Annotated in this window: 15 protein-coding genes; 9 read left to right on the top strand and 6 right to left on the bottom strand. The window is 38.9% G+C overall.

Going from position 1 to position 16,657, the window contains the following annotated elements:
- Positions 1-44 precede the first annotated feature (44 nt).
- From purB to NMS_RS09120, 3 genes are all read left to right on the top strand, one after another.
- On the top strand, positions 45-1,379 hold the full coding sequence (gene purB / locus NMS_RS09130) for an adenylosuccinate lyase (RefSeq protein WP_041496429.1): 1,335 nt from the start codon (positions 45-47) through the stop codon (positions 1,377-1,379).
- 92 nt (positions 1,380-1,471) lie between these two features.
- Positions 1,472-1,627: a YqaE/Pmp3 family membrane protein gene (locus tag NMS_RS09125; protein ID WP_041496428.1), complete on the top strand. Its 156-nt coding sequence runs from the start codon at positions 1,472-1,474 to the stop codon at positions 1,625-1,627.
- 60 nt (positions 1,628-1,687) lie between these two features.
- Positions 1,688-2,260 carry a hypothetical protein gene (locus NMS_RS09120; protein ID WP_041496427.1) on the top strand — a complete coding sequence of 191 codons (573 nt, stop codon included), beginning with the start codon at positions 1,688-1,690 and terminating at the stop codon, positions 2,258-2,260.
- A gap of 70 nt (positions 2,261-2,330) precedes the next feature.
- Here NMS_RS09120 and mazG read toward each other — a convergent pair whose 3' ends face one another.
- Positions 2,331-3,104, bottom strand: coding sequence for a nucleoside triphosphate pyrophosphohydrolase (gene mazG, locus NMS_RS09115; RefSeq protein WP_041496426.1), 774 nt, complete (start codon positions 3,102-3,104; stop codon positions 2,331-2,333).
- Positions 3,105-3,125: 21 nt separating this feature from the next.
- On the opposite strand from mazG, the gene NMS_RS13515 reads away from it, so the two are divergent.
- Positions 3,126-3,959 carry a thioredoxin family protein gene (locus NMS_RS13515; protein WP_084217677.1) on the top strand — a complete coding sequence of 278 codons (834 nt, stop codon included), beginning with the start codon at positions 3,126-3,128 and terminating at the stop codon, positions 3,957-3,959.
- 51 nt (positions 3,960-4,010) lie between these two features.
- Here NMS_RS13515 and NMS_RS09105 read toward each other — a convergent pair whose 3' ends face one another.
- The 4 genes from NMS_RS09105 to NMS_RS09090 form a co-directional block, all read right to left on the bottom strand.
- Complete coding sequence (locus NMS_RS09105; protein WP_041496425.1) at positions 4,011-4,877, bottom strand: hypothetical protein; 867 nt, start codon at positions 4,875-4,877, stop codon at positions 4,011-4,013.
- A 65-nt stretch (positions 4,878-4,942) separates the two neighbouring features.
- On the bottom strand, positions 4,943-6,406 hold the full coding sequence (locus tag NMS_RS09100; protein ID WP_041496424.1) for a magnesium chelatase: 1,464 nt from the start codon (positions 6,404-6,406) through the stop codon (positions 4,943-4,945).
- Between the two features lie 179 nt (positions 6,407-6,585).
- A complete protein-coding gene (locus NMS_RS09095; protein ID WP_041496423.1) occupies positions 6,586-6,864 on the bottom strand; it encodes a hypothetical protein in 279 nt (92 codons plus the stop codon).
- Entirely contained in the window at positions 6,864-8,018 is a 1,155-nt protein-coding gene (locus NMS_RS09090) for a vWA domain-containing protein (RefSeq protein WP_041496422.1), read from the bottom strand. The genes NMS_RS09095 and NMS_RS09090 overlap by 1 nt, the downstream gene beginning before the upstream one ends.
- A gap of 178 nt (positions 8,019-8,196) precedes the next feature.
- Here NMS_RS09090 and NMS_RS09085 point away from each other — a divergent pair, with 178 nt between their 5' ends.
- Entirely contained in the window at positions 8,197-8,745 is a 549-nt protein-coding gene (locus NMS_RS09085) for an inorganic diphosphatase (protein WP_231862376.1), read from the top strand.
- 86 nt (positions 8,746-8,831) lie between these two features.
- Positions 8,832-9,536 (top strand): hypothetical protein, encoded by a 705-nt coding sequence (locus NMS_RS09080; protein ID WP_052476873.1) that lies wholly within the window; start codon positions 8,832-8,834, stop codon positions 9,534-9,536.
- On the opposite strand, the gene NMS_RS09075 is transcribed toward NMS_RS09080, so the two are convergent.
- On the bottom strand, positions 9,529-9,972 hold the full coding sequence (locus NMS_RS09075) for a DoxX family protein (protein WP_041496421.1): 444 nt from the start codon (positions 9,970-9,972) through the stop codon (positions 9,529-9,531). The genes NMS_RS09080 and NMS_RS09075 overlap by 8 nt on opposite strands.
- A 234-nt stretch (positions 9,973-10,206) precedes the next feature.
- Between NMS_RS09075 and uvrA the strand changes: the two genes are divergently transcribed.
- From uvrA to NMS_RS09060, 3 genes are all read left to right on the top strand, one after another.
- Positions 10,207-13,038, top strand: a complete 2,832-nt coding sequence (gene uvrA / locus NMS_RS09070; RefSeq protein WP_041496420.1) for an excinuclease ABC subunit UvrA — start codon at positions 10,207-10,209, stop codon at positions 13,036-13,038.
- A 4-nt stretch (positions 13,039-13,042) separates the two neighbouring features.
- Positions 13,043-13,732, top strand: a complete 690-nt coding sequence (locus tag NMS_RS09065; protein WP_041496419.1) for an LOG family protein — start codon at positions 13,043-13,045, stop codon at positions 13,730-13,732.
- 107 nt (positions 13,733-13,839) lie between these two features.
- Entirely contained in the window at positions 13,840-16,656 is a 2,817-nt protein-coding gene (locus tag NMS_RS09060) for a gluzincin family metallopeptidase (RefSeq protein ID WP_041496418.1), read from the top strand.
- Position 16,657: the final 1 nt, after the last annotated feature.

The raw sequence follows: 16,657 nt of genomic DNA, 5'->3' as shown, positions 1-16,657 counted from the left end.
TCTTCAGTCTAAAATCCTATTTTTGCAGGCTTTAAAGCTACACTATGTCTTTACAAGCAATTTCGCCTATTGATGGCCGCTACCGTTCTAAGGTCGAGTCCCTTTCTAATTATTTTTCTGAAGCTTCCTTGATACAATATCGAGTGTTGATCGAGGTGGAATATTTTATCGCTTTAAGCGAAAGCGGAATTTCTCAGCTGCAACCTCTTAGCAATGAGATTCAATCTGACTTGAGAAAGTTGTACAAGGATTTTACCTTGGAAGACGCCGAAGCAATTAAGGAAATTGAAAAGACTACCAACCACGATGTAAAGGCAGTAGAGTATTTTTTAAAGAACAAGTTTGACGAATTGAATCTAGAGAGCCATAAAGAGTTCATTCACTTTGGACTGACTTCTCAAGACATCAATAATACCGCTATACCATTATCAATCAGAGATGCGGTAGAACAAGTATACCAGCCTGAACTTGAAAAGCTAATTGAACAAATTGATCAGCTAGCTGAGGATTGGAAAGATGTCCCCATGCTTGCTAGGACTCATGGTCAACCTGCCTCTCCTACTCGATTAGGAAAAGAATTCAAAGTATTTGTAGTGCGTCTTCAAGAGCAATTGAAAATGCTCAAAGACATCCCACATGCCGCAAAATTTGGTGGAGCTACTGGAAACTACAATGCGCATCATGTGGCGTTTCCAGAGATTGATTGGAGGATATTCGGTAATGACTTTGTAGAAAATCGTTTAGGTTTAAAACACAGTTTCCCAACGACTCAAATTGAGCATTACGATTTTATGGCGGCTTTATTTGATGCGTTGAAACGAATCAATACTATATTAATAGATTTAGATCGCGACATCTGGACCTATATCTCTATGGACTACTTTAAGCAAAAGATTAAGGCTGGGGAAATAGGGTCCAGTGCGATGCCACATAAAGTAAATCCTATCGATTTTGAGAATAGTGAAGGAAATCTAGGCATTGCAAATGCTTTATTTGAGCACCTGGCAGCCAAACTACCTATATCTAGATTACAAAGAGATCTTACAGACTCTACCGTACTGCGCAATGTGGGAGTTCCTCTAGCTCATACCATCATCGCTTTCAAAGCGACTTCAAAAGGATTGAGCAAGCTCTTACTTAACCAACAAAAAATTACTGCAGACCTAGATGATAATTGGGCAGTAGTGGCTGAAGCTATTCAAACCATTTTAAGAAGAGAGGCTTATCCTAACCCATACGAAGCTTTAAAAGAGTTAACTAGGACTAATCAAAAGATCACAGCTCAAAGCATGGCAGATTTTATTGAAGGCCTTGACGTCAGTGACTCTGTAAAAGCTCAAATGCGCATCATAACCCCTTCTACTTTTACTGGAATCTAATATTCATACGTTAATTCCTACTTAATTAGGGAATGCTTAACGACATTAGCTAGGGGATCCATATAACTTGCGATCAACCTAAACTAATTAATATGAGCATTCTAACCATTATTTTGAACATTTTTATTCCGCCATTGGGTGTTGGACTCGCTAAAGGATTCGGGAAAGATTTCTTGATCAATTTGATCTTGACATTAATCTTTTTCATCCCTGGTGTCATTCATGCATTTATAGTCACTTCCAAATAAATTTATCAAAACACACCGACCAATTTTTAACCACAAAGACCAATAACTAAAACTAAAATTATGAAAACTAGAATAGTATCCATTTTTGCCCTAGCAGCTGTTTTAACCAGTTGTGACATCAATAAAACTGAAAGCGGTGAAATGCCAGAAGTTGATGTAGAAGTAGAAGCAGAATCTGGTGATCTTCCAGAATATGATGTTGACTGGATGGATGTAGATGTTAGCACGACCACTAAAATGGTAGAAGTACCTAAATTAGTTGTAGTCATGGAAGAAGAAGAAGTTGAAGTTCCCGTGATTGATTTTGACATGCCAGGAGAAAAGGCAGAAAGAACCTTGACTGTAGAAACTGAAATTTCAGGAAACGATATGAACCTTGAAATCCAACAAGTACGCGCAACACGTAATAAATTGTATGTTATTGCTACCCTAGAAGACAGCGACATGGATCTAGAAGGAAAAACAGTGCGTAAACAAGATCAAGTGATGATTAACGCACCACAATTAGATGTAGAATATGTAATTGTAGGAGAACGTCCTGAACGGATTTTCAACGACAACAATAGATACTTTACTACAATGGCAGATCTAGATGAAGATATCGCTAATGCTAAAGTGATCTATGAAGACTAATTAAGTGCAAGCTTAATTTAAATTGCAATGAAAAAGAAGAAAACGGCGCCCGAGGGGCGCCGTTTTTAATTTAAAGCTTTTTAGCCTCATCCCAAAATACATCCATCTCTCCCAAGGTCATATCGCTCAGTGGTTTTCCTAATTCATTGGCTTTGGATTCTAGATATTGAAAGCGTTTGATAAACTTTTTATTAGTTCGCTCCAGCGCATCTTCAGGATTCACGCCTAGATGTTTCCCATAATTGACAAGAGAGAACAACACATCGCCAAATTCTGCTTCAATGGCATCTTTATCGCCTTTGTCAACTTCAACCTGAAGCTCAGCCAGTTCTTCTTCCAGCTTTTCTTTCACTTGTTCTGGATGCTCCCAGTCAAAACCTACACCGGCTACTTTATCTTGAATGCGCGAACTTTTCACTAAAGCCGGCAAACTCATAGGCACTCCTTCCAGCACGCTTTTCTTGCCTTCTTTTAATTTGAGTGCTTCCCAGTTTTGCTTGACTTCTTCCTCGTCCTTTACCTTTACGTCTCCATAAATATGAGGGTGACGTGAAACTAGTTTGTCTGATATGCCATGCGCTACGCTTGCTATGTCAAAATCACCCGTTTCTGAACCTATTTTAGCATAGAAAATAATATGTAAAAGCAAATCCCCTAATTCTTTAGGTATTTCATCGAGATCGTTGTCCAGTATTGCATCACCTAACTCATAGGTTTCTTCAATCGTCAAGTGCCGCAAGGATTGCAAGGTTTGCTTGCGGTCCCAGGGACAGCCTTCTCGCAATTCATCCATTATGGTAAGCAATCGATCCAGCGCTTCCAGTTGTTCTTTTCGGTTATTCATTGTTTGAATTTAAGTTGACCTATGAAGTCCTTATTTTTGTGTGTGATGTGTGTGGTGATTCCGCTTTCGCGAAAGCGAAAACCTCCACATTATTGGCACAAACCACAAGTTGGTATAAAATTAGATAGCATCACTGCAAACACCATACGAATGAAGTACTTACTTATCAGTTTTTTTTCACTAGTTGCTCTATCTCAATTGCAAGCACAACAGTATATAACGGATAGCGAAATCGCTACTACCGCAGCAGTGGTTGATGACGAGATGAAGATCCTCTATTTTACGGCCAGTTGGTGCGGTCCTTGTCGCATGATGAAGCCTACCATTGAAGCGATGGCTACAGACCCAAAAAGTGTTGCAAAGATTTACAAATTAGACATAGACGAGAATATTACTGACGAGGTTTTGAACATCCCTGGTGTTCCCACATTCCTGTTTTTAAAGAATGGAACCCTGGTAGATCAACATACAGGCGCCCTAGCTCCAGCTGCTTTCAATGCTTTAGTGGCCAAAAATGCAAAGCTGCCAGCCTCTAAAAATTTATTAGTGTACGCTCCAGTACCTAGTAAATACAAAGTTATTGCTGGATCACACCCTAAATTAACTAAGAAGAATCTAGATCAATTATGGCATCGTGAAAAGCTGTTATCGCAAACTGCCAGTTCTATTGCTCAAAACCTTACAGATAAGCAGGATTTGCTGTCTGGGATGGCTCTTATCAATCGTGCGATTGAAATTGAAAAATCTGGACAAAATCTTTATGTGAAATCTTCTTTACTAAGAAAGATGGGGCAAATCAAAGAAGCTGATGCAGTAGCTAAAGAGGCTAAAAATCTTATGATTTCCGGTAAGTAAGAATTTGGTTTTTTAATCTCAACCTCTGATCTACGCCTGATTTTGAACTTACTAATTGTCCAGTAATTCAATTAAAAATTCCTCAAGACATTCCGATTGATCTTTTTCATCTGTTTTGACATAAGTGCTGATGCAGTCATAAAAAAGGACACTCTGATGATTAGGAGTGATTTGTTTAAGGTTTTCTAACTCTTTCAAATAAAGGCTGTCATTCAAGTGACTGGAAAGTAATGCCCTATAAACAGGATACACTCCAAAGTTTCTAAACTCAGTAGTTACAGAATCCATTTGCATGTAAGCTTCTTGATAGTTGCCAAAGCTCTCCAAGTGTCTGGCTTCTAATATCCTGAATCGCTGTTTTTCAAATAACCTAGCGATATTCTCATTTTCAAAATCGATGGCGAGAAGATCTTGCGCCAGTTGAGAGAAACTCTTTCCAGAAAAAACATCATAGAAATTGACAAGGACAAAATCCCCATTTACGTTTTCCTTAAGGTATAAGACAAAATAGGTAATAGTCGATTCTTCTTCAGCATCCATGACTTTAATTGTCACTTGGGAAACTTTACCTTTGTGACGAGCATCGATCATTTGAAGTTTCAAACCTGCCTTAGTAATAGTTTGTGATAATGTGAAAATTTGCTCAGCCAGCGAGTTCATCAGAATTCCCATTAAAAAGCCCTGCTCTTCTTTCTTAAAGGAAAAGAATTTTTTACCCAAACGTTTTGAAAAAGAGCGATGATCAAAATTGCGAATTACAACCTCTGGCCTGTTGCTTGCCAAGGCATCCATCATGCTAACCGCAGTCATGTCCATCTTTTGCAATTGGTTTTCAGAGAAAGGTTTCACGACCTCTGTATCGCTTTTACATGAAGTTGCTAGAATGATAAGTAACAAAAGGAAGTAACGATAGGACATAAAAAATGGTTGATACTCAAAGGTAAACCCCCTCGAGTAGCAACCAAAATTTAATTTTAAATCGTCTAGATTCCTTTTACAAAATCACTGTATAAGTCGTTGAACTGATAGCCTTCTGTAAATCGCTTTTTACTAAGCTTGTCGAATTCTACTAATGCCCATAGGATGAACTCCTTTAGGAAATACCGATCTTCCTTAGTTGTTTCTGGCTGGTGTTTCTGCACTAAATCCTCTAGAGGTCCTACTTGGTCAATCAATGCTCTGTAATCCGAATCATTCAATTCATCGAGCAATTCCAAAGCGTCGTTATTGAAGAACCATTCTACCAATTTATCATAAGGCGTTTCCTCATCAGGTTTCTTGAGCTTCTTCAATTCTGGAAAGTATTCTGGAAACAAAGTTTTAATGGCTTCGCCAATCAGCTCATTAGCTACAAAGGCTGCACCTTCTTGCTCTCCTTCATAAACCAGCTCAATCTTCCCAGTAATAGAAGGAATCACTCCAGCGAAATCAGACAGTCGAATGTTCGTTTTATCATCGCCATTCATTAAGGCACGTCGCTCTGCGGTACTCAATAAATTCTCATAGGCCGTGATGCTCATACGAGCACTTACGCCACTTTTTTCATCTACATACTCACTCTCACGAGCTGCAAAACTTATTTGTTCCAACAGGTCCTTAGCTAATTCTGGTACATAGACACCATCCTTTGTGCGCTCATCGTTTTTAGCTTCTTGTTGCGTAATGGTCTTGGCGATTTGGATGTTCTCAGGATAATGGGTCAAAATTTGAGAACCAATTCTATCTTTCAATGGGGTTACAATACTACCACGATTCGTATAATCTTCAGGGTTGGCAGTAAATACAAATTGCATATCAAGTGCGAGGCGTAACTTAAATCCACGTATTTGAATATCACCTTCTTGTAATATGTTGAACAATGCCACCTGGATTCTGGCTTGTAAATCTGGAAGCTCATTGATGACAAAAATGCAACGGTTTGCTCTTGGAATCATTCCATAGTGAATCACGCGATCGTCGGCATAACTTAGTTTTAAGTTGGCCGCTTTTATAGGGTCTATATCTCCTATCAAATCTGCCACCGTTACATCTGGTGTGGCCAGCTTTTCATAAAACCGATCGTCTCTGTGCAACCAAGAAATAGGCGTAGCATCACCATGTTCTTCAATCAACTGCATCGCTGTTCTCGATAACGGGTTCAATGGATCATCATGAATCTCACTTTCTGTTACGTAAGGAATATACTCATCAAGCAGGCCTGTCATAAGGCGAGCCAATCGTGTTTTAGCTTGACCCCTTAGACCTAATAGGTTGATATTGTGTCTGGATAGGATCGCTCGTTCCAGTTCTGGAATTACGCTGTTTTCATATCCATGAATCCCGGTAAAAGATTCTGTTCCTCTTTTAATATTCTCCTTAAGGTTATCTCTTAATTCATCCTTAATGGACTTTGACGTCCATCCAGATTTCTTAAGATCACCTATAGTTTTAATGTTTTCTATCTTCATATTTCTTTATATAGAATTCGCACTTCTATGCGAATTCGTTTGTTGTTTTATTTCTTTGCTGTTTCGGCAGGTGGAACTTAGTTCTCAACTCCGCTCGAACAGACAGCTTTTTTTTAATTTATAATTCTTTATTTAAAGTTTATTATTCTACAGCATTAGTTTTCGAAGTTAGTCCTCCTCTACATTTTATTTAAATAAAGCTTTATGGACCAGTAGATTAGGCTAACCAATCCAATAATAGTAACTACCCAACTGTACCTTTTGAAAAGCAATCTGGCTACAAAAAATAATATCAAGGTAAGCAAACCTACAAAAGCTGGAAGTATCAAGTTTAGAAACCCTCCATGTCCGCTTGTAGTTAAACCATTTGCACTCATTGAAATCCAAGTTCCTAGAATCATGGTAACTACAACTCCAACAATATTAATGGCTATGTATGTTTCTTTGTTTTTGATCATTACTTCAACCTCTTCCTCCTATTCGCTTCATAATCATGGAAGATCATTTCGCCCAGACCTTGCAATCCTGTGAAAAAGGCTTTCCCTTGATTTGCTTCGGTAAATTCATCTATAAATCGTTGTAAATAAGGGTCATTGGCGATCATAAATGTGGTGATAGGTATATGCAAACGGCGTGCTTGAGCTGCCATCGTGTAGCACTTCTCTACAATGTATTCGTCCAAACCGTTGGAGTTTTTGTAATACCTGCCATCCTTCAATCGCAAACAGCTAGGCTTCCCATCAGTAATCATAAAGATTTGCTTGTTGGTATTCCTCTTGCGACGTAGAATATCCATAGCTAATTGCAAGCCAGCAACAGTGTTGGTGTGATAAGGCCCGACTTTAAGATAGGGCAAATCGGCTATTTTAATAGGCCAGGCGTCGTTCCCAAAAACGATAATATCTAGTGTGTCTTTAGGATACCTTGTTGTGATCAACTCGGCAAGTGCCATCGCCACTTTTTTTGCGGGTGTAATACGATCTTCCCCATAAAGAATCATGGAATGTGAGATGTCAATCATCAACACCGTACTCATCTGTGCCTTGAACTGTGTATCTTCTACAATCAAGTCACTTTCTGACAAATAGAAATCATCCATCCCATGGTTGACCTGGGCATTGCGCAAACTCTCTGTCATGGAAATACGATCCAGCCCATCGCCGAATCTATATTCCCTTAAGTCACCGGTATGCTCATCTCCTGAACCTAGCTTGTTGGTCTTGTGATTCCCTGTATTGCCCTTACGCATGTTGCCAAAGATTTGATCTAGGGCATGTTTGCGCAATAGTTGTTCTGTTTTGGCAGTAATAGAATACTTTCCAGGACCATTGCCTTCTTCGTCTCCTTCTCCATCGCCACCTTTTTCTGGATCAAATTCTTCCCTTATATAACCACGCTCTTTTAAATCTTCAATAAAATCATCCACTGTGTATTCTGGAGTGGTTAGTTTATACTCTTTATCCAACTCACGCAACCAGTCGATGGCCTCATCAAAATCTCCAGAAGTATGGGTAATCAACTCTTTGAAAATATCAAAAAGCTTGTCAAATGGGTCGAGATCCTTAGGGTTAAAGTGCTCAAACTTAAAACCGCTTCTTTCTTGTCTCATCATATCATAAAGATAGTCGTCATAAGTGGAGAAAATTTACGCGATTGCCCTTTTAACAAGGGTTTAAGCCGGTAAAACCTTTCGTTAAAAATAGATCAGGTACTTAAAGTGCAGAGTTTTGTGGTGAGTTCGCTTTCGCGAAAGCGTATAAACCTTAAATTTGCAGCCTTTTACAAAAATTATGACACAGAAGATGAATCCATGGCATGACGTGAGCCACGGCGAAAATGCACCTGAAACGGTAACAGGAATTATTGAAATACCGAAGAACACAAGAGCCAAATACGAGCTAGACAAGGAAACCGGAATGTTGATTCTGGATCGAGTGATTTACTCCTCCATGTACTACCCTACTAATTACGGTTTTATACCTCAAACCTATTGTGACGATCAAGATCCACTAGATATTCTAGTGCTTTCTCAAATTGAAATCGTCCCTATGTGTTTAGTAGAAGCTAAAGTAATAGGCGTGATGCAAATGATGGACGGTGGCGAGATGGACGATAAGATCATCGCAGTTGCGGCCAATGATATGAGCGTTGCTCACTTCAATGATGTAGCAGAACTTCCAGAATTTTGGAAAAAAGAGATGCGTAATTTCTTTGAAGATTATAAGAAATTAGAGAATAAGACAGTAGACGTGGAAGACTTCCAAGGGCGCGCAAAAGCCATGGAAATCGTGGAACAAGCTATTATTGATTACAAGAAGAAATTCCCTAAACAGGACTAGTAAGCCTGAATAGAATTATAAAATCTGCCGCGATCCATTCACGGCAGATTTTTTTATGTCGTAATTTCAACCCAAAACCGATTCTTTTGAAAACAATTTTAAAGTGGCTTCTACGAGGTGTTTTAGGCCTCATTGCCTTACTCGCTATTCTTTTTTTAATTCTAAAAATCGCCCTTGCTGAAGATGTTCCAACGGGCCTCTCTGGACCTGCCGCTGATGAACTTGCTTTTAAGGTTCTGGATGCCATCGAGCATGAAAAATTCAAAGAAGCTGAACTTATTTCCTGGACCTTTAGAGGAACTAACCATTACAAGTGGTATCCACAGCAAGGGATGGTAGAAGTGCGCTGGGATGACAAATTTGTAAAGCTGGATCTAGAATCTAATACCAACAGTTTAGCTTTTGAAGATGGAACGCCATTGAATGAAAATGACACTCAAGACGCTATAGCTTATGCGTTGAAAAACTTCAATAATGATAGTTTCTGGATGGTGGCTCCACACAAGATAATGGATCCAGGGACTGAACGTGAAATTATCAGGGAAGATGCACAAGAAAAATTGTTAGTTCGCTACTTGAGTGGAGGCACTACACCAGGAGATGTTTATGTATGGAAGTTGGACAAGAATTACCGCCCTCAAAATTTTAAAATGTGGGTAAGCATCCTACCTTTTGATGGCGTGGAAGCAAAATGGAATGATTGGGAAGTGACAGATGCTGGGTTTCCTATTTCAAAAAGAAAAAGTGTCTTTGGAATAAACATTCCTATTACAGATATTCAGATCAAATAGTTTTAGTCTCTTTTGAGACATTCCATAAATTATAATAATCTAGCGAGTACTTATTTAAGAACAACAAACTCAATAAGGAAATTTTGACAATGACACCATAAGCGTGTTCTAGAGCAGACGTTAAATCATCTGTAAAATGAAAAAATAGCATAAAAAAGATGCCGACACCTATGGCCCACTGTAAGGCCAACCTTGTATAAAGACCAGTCAATATCATCAAAGCTAGAAAGAACTCCATAAATGGAACAATAGGAGTTAGATAAGCAAGAAAGGAGATAGAAGACCCTTCTTCAAAATAGGAAAGTGCCGTGACCATAAACTGGTCAAAATCAATGATCCCTATAATAGAATGAAACAATAAATAACCCCCTAGAGCAACTCGTATTACAGCATAAGATATTGTCTTATAATCTGTTTTTTCGTAATAACCTCCCATGCGACCTTAATTTTCTCGATTCTCTTAAACTTAAAAACATCTACGTAATAGGTTCTTAAAGGATTTTAAAACCAGGTCGATTTACGATAGATTACCAGATTAATCGATAAAGTGAAGCTGTAATTTGTCTTTTAATCGAGCGACCCATCAAGACCGTTTACATGTATTTTTTTGAGATAAGATTATAAGGTCTTAAAAGATGTATGAGGTAACTTCGCGGGATTGCAAAAAAATATGTCTGAAAACGAAGAAATGATTGAGGTACAGGGCGCTCGTGTTCATAACCTTAAGAACATTGATGTCAATATACCACGAGAAAAATTAGTTGTCATTACAGGCTTGTCTGGATCAGGAAAAAGTTCCCTAGCCTTCGATACGATATATGCGGAAGGTCAACGCAGATACATTGAGACATTTTCGGCTTACGCACGTCAGTTCTTAGGTGGATTAGAACGACCTGATGTCGATAAAATTGATGGGTTATCCCCTGTAATCGCCATTGAGCAGAAAACCACATCAAAAAGTCCACGAAGTACGGTGGGAACTATTACTGAAATCTACGATTTTCTACGATTGTTATTTGCCAGAGCTAGCGATGCCTACTCCTACAATACTGGAGAAAAAATGGTAAGTTATAGTGACGAGCAAATACGAGAATTGATCATAGAAGAATATAACGGGCAGCGCATCAGCTTAGTAGCTCCCGTCATCAGATCACGTAAAGGTCATTACAGAGAGCTATTTGAACAAATAGCCAAACAAGGCTTTGTGAAAGTGCGTGTGGATGGTGTGATTGTAGATATCACTAAAGGAATGAAACTAGATCGCTATAAGATCCATGATATTGAAATTGTCATTGATAGGATTCAAGTAAGAGATAGCGAGAACGACATCAAGAGACTGGAAGAATCCATCAATACGGCCATGTATCATGGTAATGATATTGCTATAGTGGTGCCCCAAGATTCTAAAGAAGGTCGTTATTTCTCACGTAATTTAATGTGTCCCAGTTCAGGAATCTCGTATCCAGAACCAGAACCGAATAACTTTTCATTCAACTCGCCCAAAGGGGCATGCGCTACCTGTAACGGTATAGGAACATTATATAAAGTCAACGATGATAAAATTATTCCAGATCGCAGCCTTTCTATTAAAAAAGGCGGTCTAGCGCCATATCCTGACAATAAGAAAAATTGGATTTTCAAACAATTAGAGCTGATAGCTCAAAAGTTTGACTTCAAACTAACTGACCCATTGAGTGAGGTATCTGACGAGGCGATTCAAATGATCCTTTACGGTGGTAATGAATCGCTAGAAGTTGATTCTAAACAATTGGGCGTGAAGCGCAATTATAAAATTGATTTTGAGGGTATTGCTAATTTCATTGAGCAAACCTATCAAAACAACGACAGTACCAGCTTGCAGCGCTGGGCAAAAGAATTTATGGATCGCGTGGAATGTCCTGACTGTGAAGGCACCCGATTGCGCAAAGAGTCCTTGTACTTCAAAGTCAACGAAAAGAATATTGCAGAGCTTGCCATAATGGATATTGTGCAGCTAGTCGCATGGTTTGATGATTTGGAACCTTCGCTTTCGCGAAAGCAAAAACAAATCGCAACTGAATTATTAAAGGAGATTCGAGAACGTTTACAATTTTTGCTAGACGTGGGATTGGATTATTTATCCCTAAACCGAAGTGCTAAATCACTCTCAGGAGGAGAAGCCCAGCGCATACGTCTGGCTACTCAAATAGGCTCCCAACTGGTTGGAGTTCTATACATACTCGATGAGCCCAGCATAGGATTGCACCAGCGAGACAATGAAAAATTAATCAATTCTCTAGAATCTTTAAGAGACGTTGGGAACTCTGTAATTGTAGTAGAACACGATAAAGATATGATTGAGCGTGCCGATCATGTAATTGATATAGGACCTCATGCTGGAAAACATGGTGGAGAGATCATTAGCGAGGGGACACCTACTGAAATTTTAAAGCATAATACACTTACAGCTCAATACCTCAATGGTACTCGAGAAATCGAGATTCCAAAAACGAGAAGAAAAGGAAACGGGAAGAAAATCTCATTGAAAGGGTGTACTGGAAATAACCTGAAAAACATCAGCGTTGATTTTCCTCTTGGAAAAATGATTGTAGTAAGTGGTGTTTCAGGAAGTGGGAAGTCCACGTTGATCAATGAAACGCTATACCCTATAATGAATGCTCATTTCTTTAATGGAGTAAAAGTTCCTATGCCTTACAAGTCCATTAAAGGTTTAGATGAGTGCGACAAGGTAATTGACATCAATCAAAGCCCAATAGGTCGCACACCACGATCTAACCCAGCAACTTACACCGGGACATTTAATGAAGTACGCAGCCTTTTTGCAAAAACTCCAGAAGCTTTAATAAGAGGCTACAAACCAGGCAGGTTTAGTTTTAATGTAGTAGGTGGTCGTTGTGAAACCTGTAAAGGTGGCGGATTAAGAGTCATTGAAATGAATTTCCTCCCTGACGTTTATGTGACTTGTGAAACTTGTCAAGGAAAACGATTCAATAGGGAAACACTAGAAATACGTTACAAAGGAAAATCCATCAGTGATGTACTAAACATGACGATCAATGAGGCTACAGACTTCTTTGAAGCCATTCCTAAGATCTATAGAAAACTGAAAACAATAAAAGATGTAGGCCTAGGTTATATTACACTAGGGCAGCAATCCACTACTCTATCTGGTGGTGAGGCACAACGCATAAAACTGGCGTCAGAATTATCTAAAAGAGATACAGGAAACACCTTCTACATTCTAGATGAACCTACCACAGGATTGCATTTTGAAGATATTAGAGTATTATTACAAGTCCTAAATAAACTTGTAGATAAGGGCAACACGGTACTTGTCATTGAACATAATATGGACGTGATTAAAATCGCAGATCATATCATCGATATAGGTATGGAAGGCGGCCGCGGCGGTGGCGAGGTAATTGCCGTAGGAACGCCAGAACAAGTAGCAAAACATAAAACTAGCCATACGGCTAGGTTTCTTAAAAAAGAATTGAAGTAAGCACATGAGAAAAGAGATCAGAGAAAAAGGATGGAACGATTTGAAAACCAACGATAGTTGGGCCACCTTCAAAATTTTATCAGAATTCGTAATGGGGTTTGAGCGCATGAGTCGCATAGGACCATGTGTTTCTATTTTTGGAAGCGCTCGATTAAAACCAGATAATAAATACTACCAACTTGCCACTGAAGTAGCTGGTAAGATAGTAGAAAATGGATACGGTGTTATTACTGGTGGCGGTCCAGGAATAATGGAAGCAGGTAATAAAGGTGCTCATCTAGGTGGCGGTACATCTGTAGGGCTGAATATTGCATTGCCATTTGAACAACACGACAATCCGTATATCGACAGCGATAAGAGTTTGGACTTTGATTATTTCTTTGCTCGCAAAGTCATGTTTGTCAAATATTCCCAAGGCTTTGTTGTAATGCCTGGAGGTTTTGGTACGCTAGACGAACTTTTTGAAGCGATTACGTTGATCCAAACTAAAAAAATAGGAAGATTTCCCATTATTCTAATGGGTAGTGAGTTTTGGGAAGGGTTGATGGATTGGATCAAGAGCACTCTCGACAAAAAATTCTTTACTATAAGTCCAGAGGACATCGATCTTTTGCATGTGGTCGATACGAGCGATGAAGCGGTGCAAATCATTAATGATTTCTATAACAAATATTCTTTGAGCCCTAATTTTTAGGATTGGGTACGATCTTTGTTTTAATTGTTTATTTTGCAGCACTTTCTCACAAGTACTAATACTCAAACTTACCAATCTTAAACGTTTGCCCTAAAAAGAATTTGTTCTTGAAACATTTGAGATATCTATTTTTATTTTTTCCCTTTTTTCTTCTTGCTCAACAAGAAACGAAGATCATAGCTTATCTAGAGCCTGGCAAAGATCTTATTAAAATTGAGCAAACACTGGTAATTACAAACACCTCTTCCCAATCCTGGGATCGGGTGGTACTTTTAGATTGGGCAAACTCGTTCAGCAATGTAGAAACTGCCCTAGCTAATAGGTTCGCTGAAGATTTCAAAAATAGGTTCCAGTTTTCAAAAGAAGAAGATCGTGGTAAAACCGTCTTCCAACAGCAAACTGCTGCGGCTGATTACACGGTCCATAGACTGCCTAATCAAAAAGATGTGGTGGAATTATTACTTGAAGAGCCCCTCATTCCAGGCAGTTCTAGGACTTTTATTTTAAATTATGAGGTCACCATTCCTGAAGATGATTTTACAGACTATGGGAAAACCAGTACAGGAGAATACAACCTGAAGTTTTGGTATTTACATCCAGCAGTATTTGCTAATGGCGACTGGCAATACTACTCTCACAAAGATTTGAATGATTTTTATGGAGCACCTATGGACTTTACCATATCTCTTCATATTCCCACAAATTTTAATGCAATCAGTACGATACCTCTACAACTAGAGGCTCCTACAAACACTTATAACAGTTATCTTTTTGGAGGCAGCGGCTATAAAGAGGCTGATTTGTATATACGCAAGGAAAAACTACAATTCAAAAGATACCATACAGATCAACTGACGATCATTTCAGACCTGAAAGATGACAATCTATCAGACCCTATGAAAATTGTGGTCTTAAACAAGATTACAGATTATTTAACTGAGCATCTAGGCCCGTACCCTCACGATCAAATTTTGATCTCCAATAGGTATTACAAGGAAAGTCCTGTTTATGGATTGAGTTCGTTGCCAGATTTTATCAATCCGTTTCCAGATGGATTTAGTTATGAGGTGCAGATGCTTAAGGCGATGACCCGTAAATGGGTGGAAAGCGGTTACCTTATAAATCCAAGGGATGAATTTTGGTTGCAAAACGCAATTACCATCTACACATTGATGAAGTATCAGGAAAATGCTTATCCTGATTTAAAAATCGCCGGAAAATTCAGTAAAGTGTGGGGGTTGCGCAGTTTTAATGCTGCAAAACTTAAGTTTAACGATCAATATTCCTTGTTATTTCTCAATACGGCTCGACTCAATCTGGATCAAGCGCTGGTCACTCCTGGAGACAGCTTAGTCAAATACAATCAAGAACTAGGAATTCCTTATAAAGCAGGCGTTGGATTCATGTATTTAGACGATTACCTGGATGATGCATCTTTAGAGAAAACGATTCAACAGCTATATGCGAGTTCTTTAACCGAACCTACTAATACTTCTGAATTTCAGCGAGTTTTAAATTCACATGCAAATGAATCTACCGACTGGTTTTTTGAAGATTTCATCACCACTCATGTGAGAATGGACTGGAAGATCAGGTCAGTCAGCAGGGATGAAGATTCACTGAAGGTTAAGTTGAAAAACAAGTCTGGAAGAATGCTCCCGGTACCATTTTATAGGTTGAAAAACGATAGTATCTTGACCAAAGAATGGATTCCTGCTTTTGCAAGAGATACTACAATTACGCTTTCGCGAAAGCGTGCAGACCGCATCGCCATTAATTATGAGCAGCTTATTCCTGAATTTTCACAGCGGGACAATTACCGTACACTCAAAGATTTTCCTAGTATCAACCGTCCCTTACGCTTCAAGTTTTTTAAAGATGTAGAAGACCCGACAAAAACCGAAGTTTTTTTAATTCCAGATCTAGGCTTTAATTTATACGATGGGGTAAGTTTAGGAGCGCGATTTTACAATGGGAATCTATTGCCAAAACCATTTAGATATGGTATTAATCCAACGTACGGTTTTAACTCTAAGAAATTAATAGGTTCTATTGGCTTTGCCTATGCACACCCCATGCAAGATCGTACAGAAAGACTTTATGAAGTGCGCTATGGTTTGAGTGCAAACACCTATAGCTATGAAGAGGATCTTTTATATCGCAGATTTTCTGGATTTTTGAGCCTGTCTTTTAGACCGGAAGACCTGCGCAGCAATCGCAAGCAGCGACTCAATTTTCGTAATGTATTGGTGAACCGGGAGCGCAGTGATTTGAACCCAGTTTCAGAGCCGGATTACAATGTATTTGCCATCACCTGGTCGCATAGTGATCCTAATTTTAAAAGATTTTTTTCCTATAATATAGGTACTGAAATCTCTACGAAATTTGGCAAACTCGACGGAAGTCTAGAATGGCGAAAGCTTTTCAAGGACAATCGCCAACTTAACTTTAGATTGTTTGCAGGAACCTTTTTGTATAATGATACGGGAAGTGATGATTTTTTCTCTTTTGCATTGGACAGACCCACAGATTATTTGTTTGATTATAATTACTATGGCCGGTCGGAAGATTCAGGGTTATTTTCCCAGCAACTCATTGTAGCTGAAGGCGGTTTTAAATCTCAATTGGAACCTGCATTTGCAAATCGATGGATCACGACAGCAAATGCTTCCTACAGTATTTGGAAATATATTTATGCCTATGGCGATGTTGGGCTAGTAAAAAACTCAGAAGCTAGTGCAAAATTTGTTTACGATAGTGGTGTGCGCCTTAACCTGTTACAGGATTATTTTGAGCTTTACTTTCCGTTATACAGCAATAAAGGTTGGGAAGTCGCACAACCAGATTATGATCAAAAAATCCGCTTTATTGTGACGTTAGACATCAATACGTTTGTGAGCCTTTTCAACAGGCGTTGGTATTGAT

The sequence above is a fragment of the Nonlabens marinus S1-08 genome (genome assembly GCF_000831385.1).
Classification (GTDB): domain Bacteria; phylum Bacteroidota; class Bacteroidia; order Flavobacteriales; family Flavobacteriaceae; genus Nonlabens; species Nonlabens marinus.
Note: the sequence above shows the minus strand (reverse complement) of the source record. Positions and strands in the feature narration are given on the sequence as shown.

Bases quoted from the DNA above. Each gene is read 5' to 3' on its own strand.
- NMS_RS09105 (WP_041496425.1), bottom strand. From the start codon at position 4,877: ATGTCCTATCGTTACTTCCTTTTGTTACTTATCATTCTAGCAACTTCA.
- NMS_RS13515 (WP_084217677.1), top strand. From the start codon at position 3,126: ATGAAGTCCTTATTTTTGTGTGTGATGTGTGTGGTGATTCCGCTTTCG.
- NMS_RS09120 (WP_041496427.1), top strand. From the start codon at position 1,688: ATGAAAACTAGAATAGTATCCATTTTTGCCCTAGCAGCTGTTTTAACC.
- NMS_RS09085 (WP_231862376.1), top strand. From the start codon at position 8,197: ATGACACAGAAGATGAATCCATGGCATGACGTGAGCCACGGCGAAAAT.
- NMS_RS09075 (WP_041496421.1), bottom strand. From the start codon at position 9,972: ATGGGAGGTTATTACGAAAAAACAGATTATAAGACAATATCTTATGCT.
- uvrA (WP_041496420.1), top strand. From the start codon at position 10,207: ATGTCTGAAAACGAAGAAATGATTGAGGTACAGGGCGCTCGTGTTCAT.
- NMS_RS09125 (WP_041496428.1), top strand. From the start codon at position 1,472: ATGAGCATTCTAACCATTATTTTGAACATTTTTATTCCGCCATTGGGT.
- NMS_RS09095 (WP_041496423.1), bottom strand. From the start codon at position 6,864: ATGATCAAAAACAAAGAAACATACATAGCCATTAATATTGTTGGAGTT.
- mazG (WP_041496426.1), bottom strand. From the start codon at position 3,104: ATGAATAACCGAAAAGAACAACTGGAAGCGCTGGATCGATTGCTTACC.
- NMS_RS09100 (WP_041496424.1), bottom strand. From the start codon at position 6,406: ATGAAGATAGAAAACATTAAAACTATAGGTGATCTTAAGAAATCTGGA.
- NMS_RS09090 (WP_041496422.1), bottom strand. From the start codon at position 8,018: ATGATGAGACAAGAAAGAAGCGGTTTTAAGTTTGAGCACTTTAACCCT.
- purB (WP_041496429.1), top strand. From the start codon at position 45: ATGTCTTTACAAGCAATTTCGCCTATTGATGGCCGCTACCGTTCTAAG.
- NMS_RS09065 (WP_041496419.1), top strand. From the start codon at position 13,043: ATGAGAAAAGAGATCAGAGAAAAAGGATGGAACGATTTGAAAACCAAC.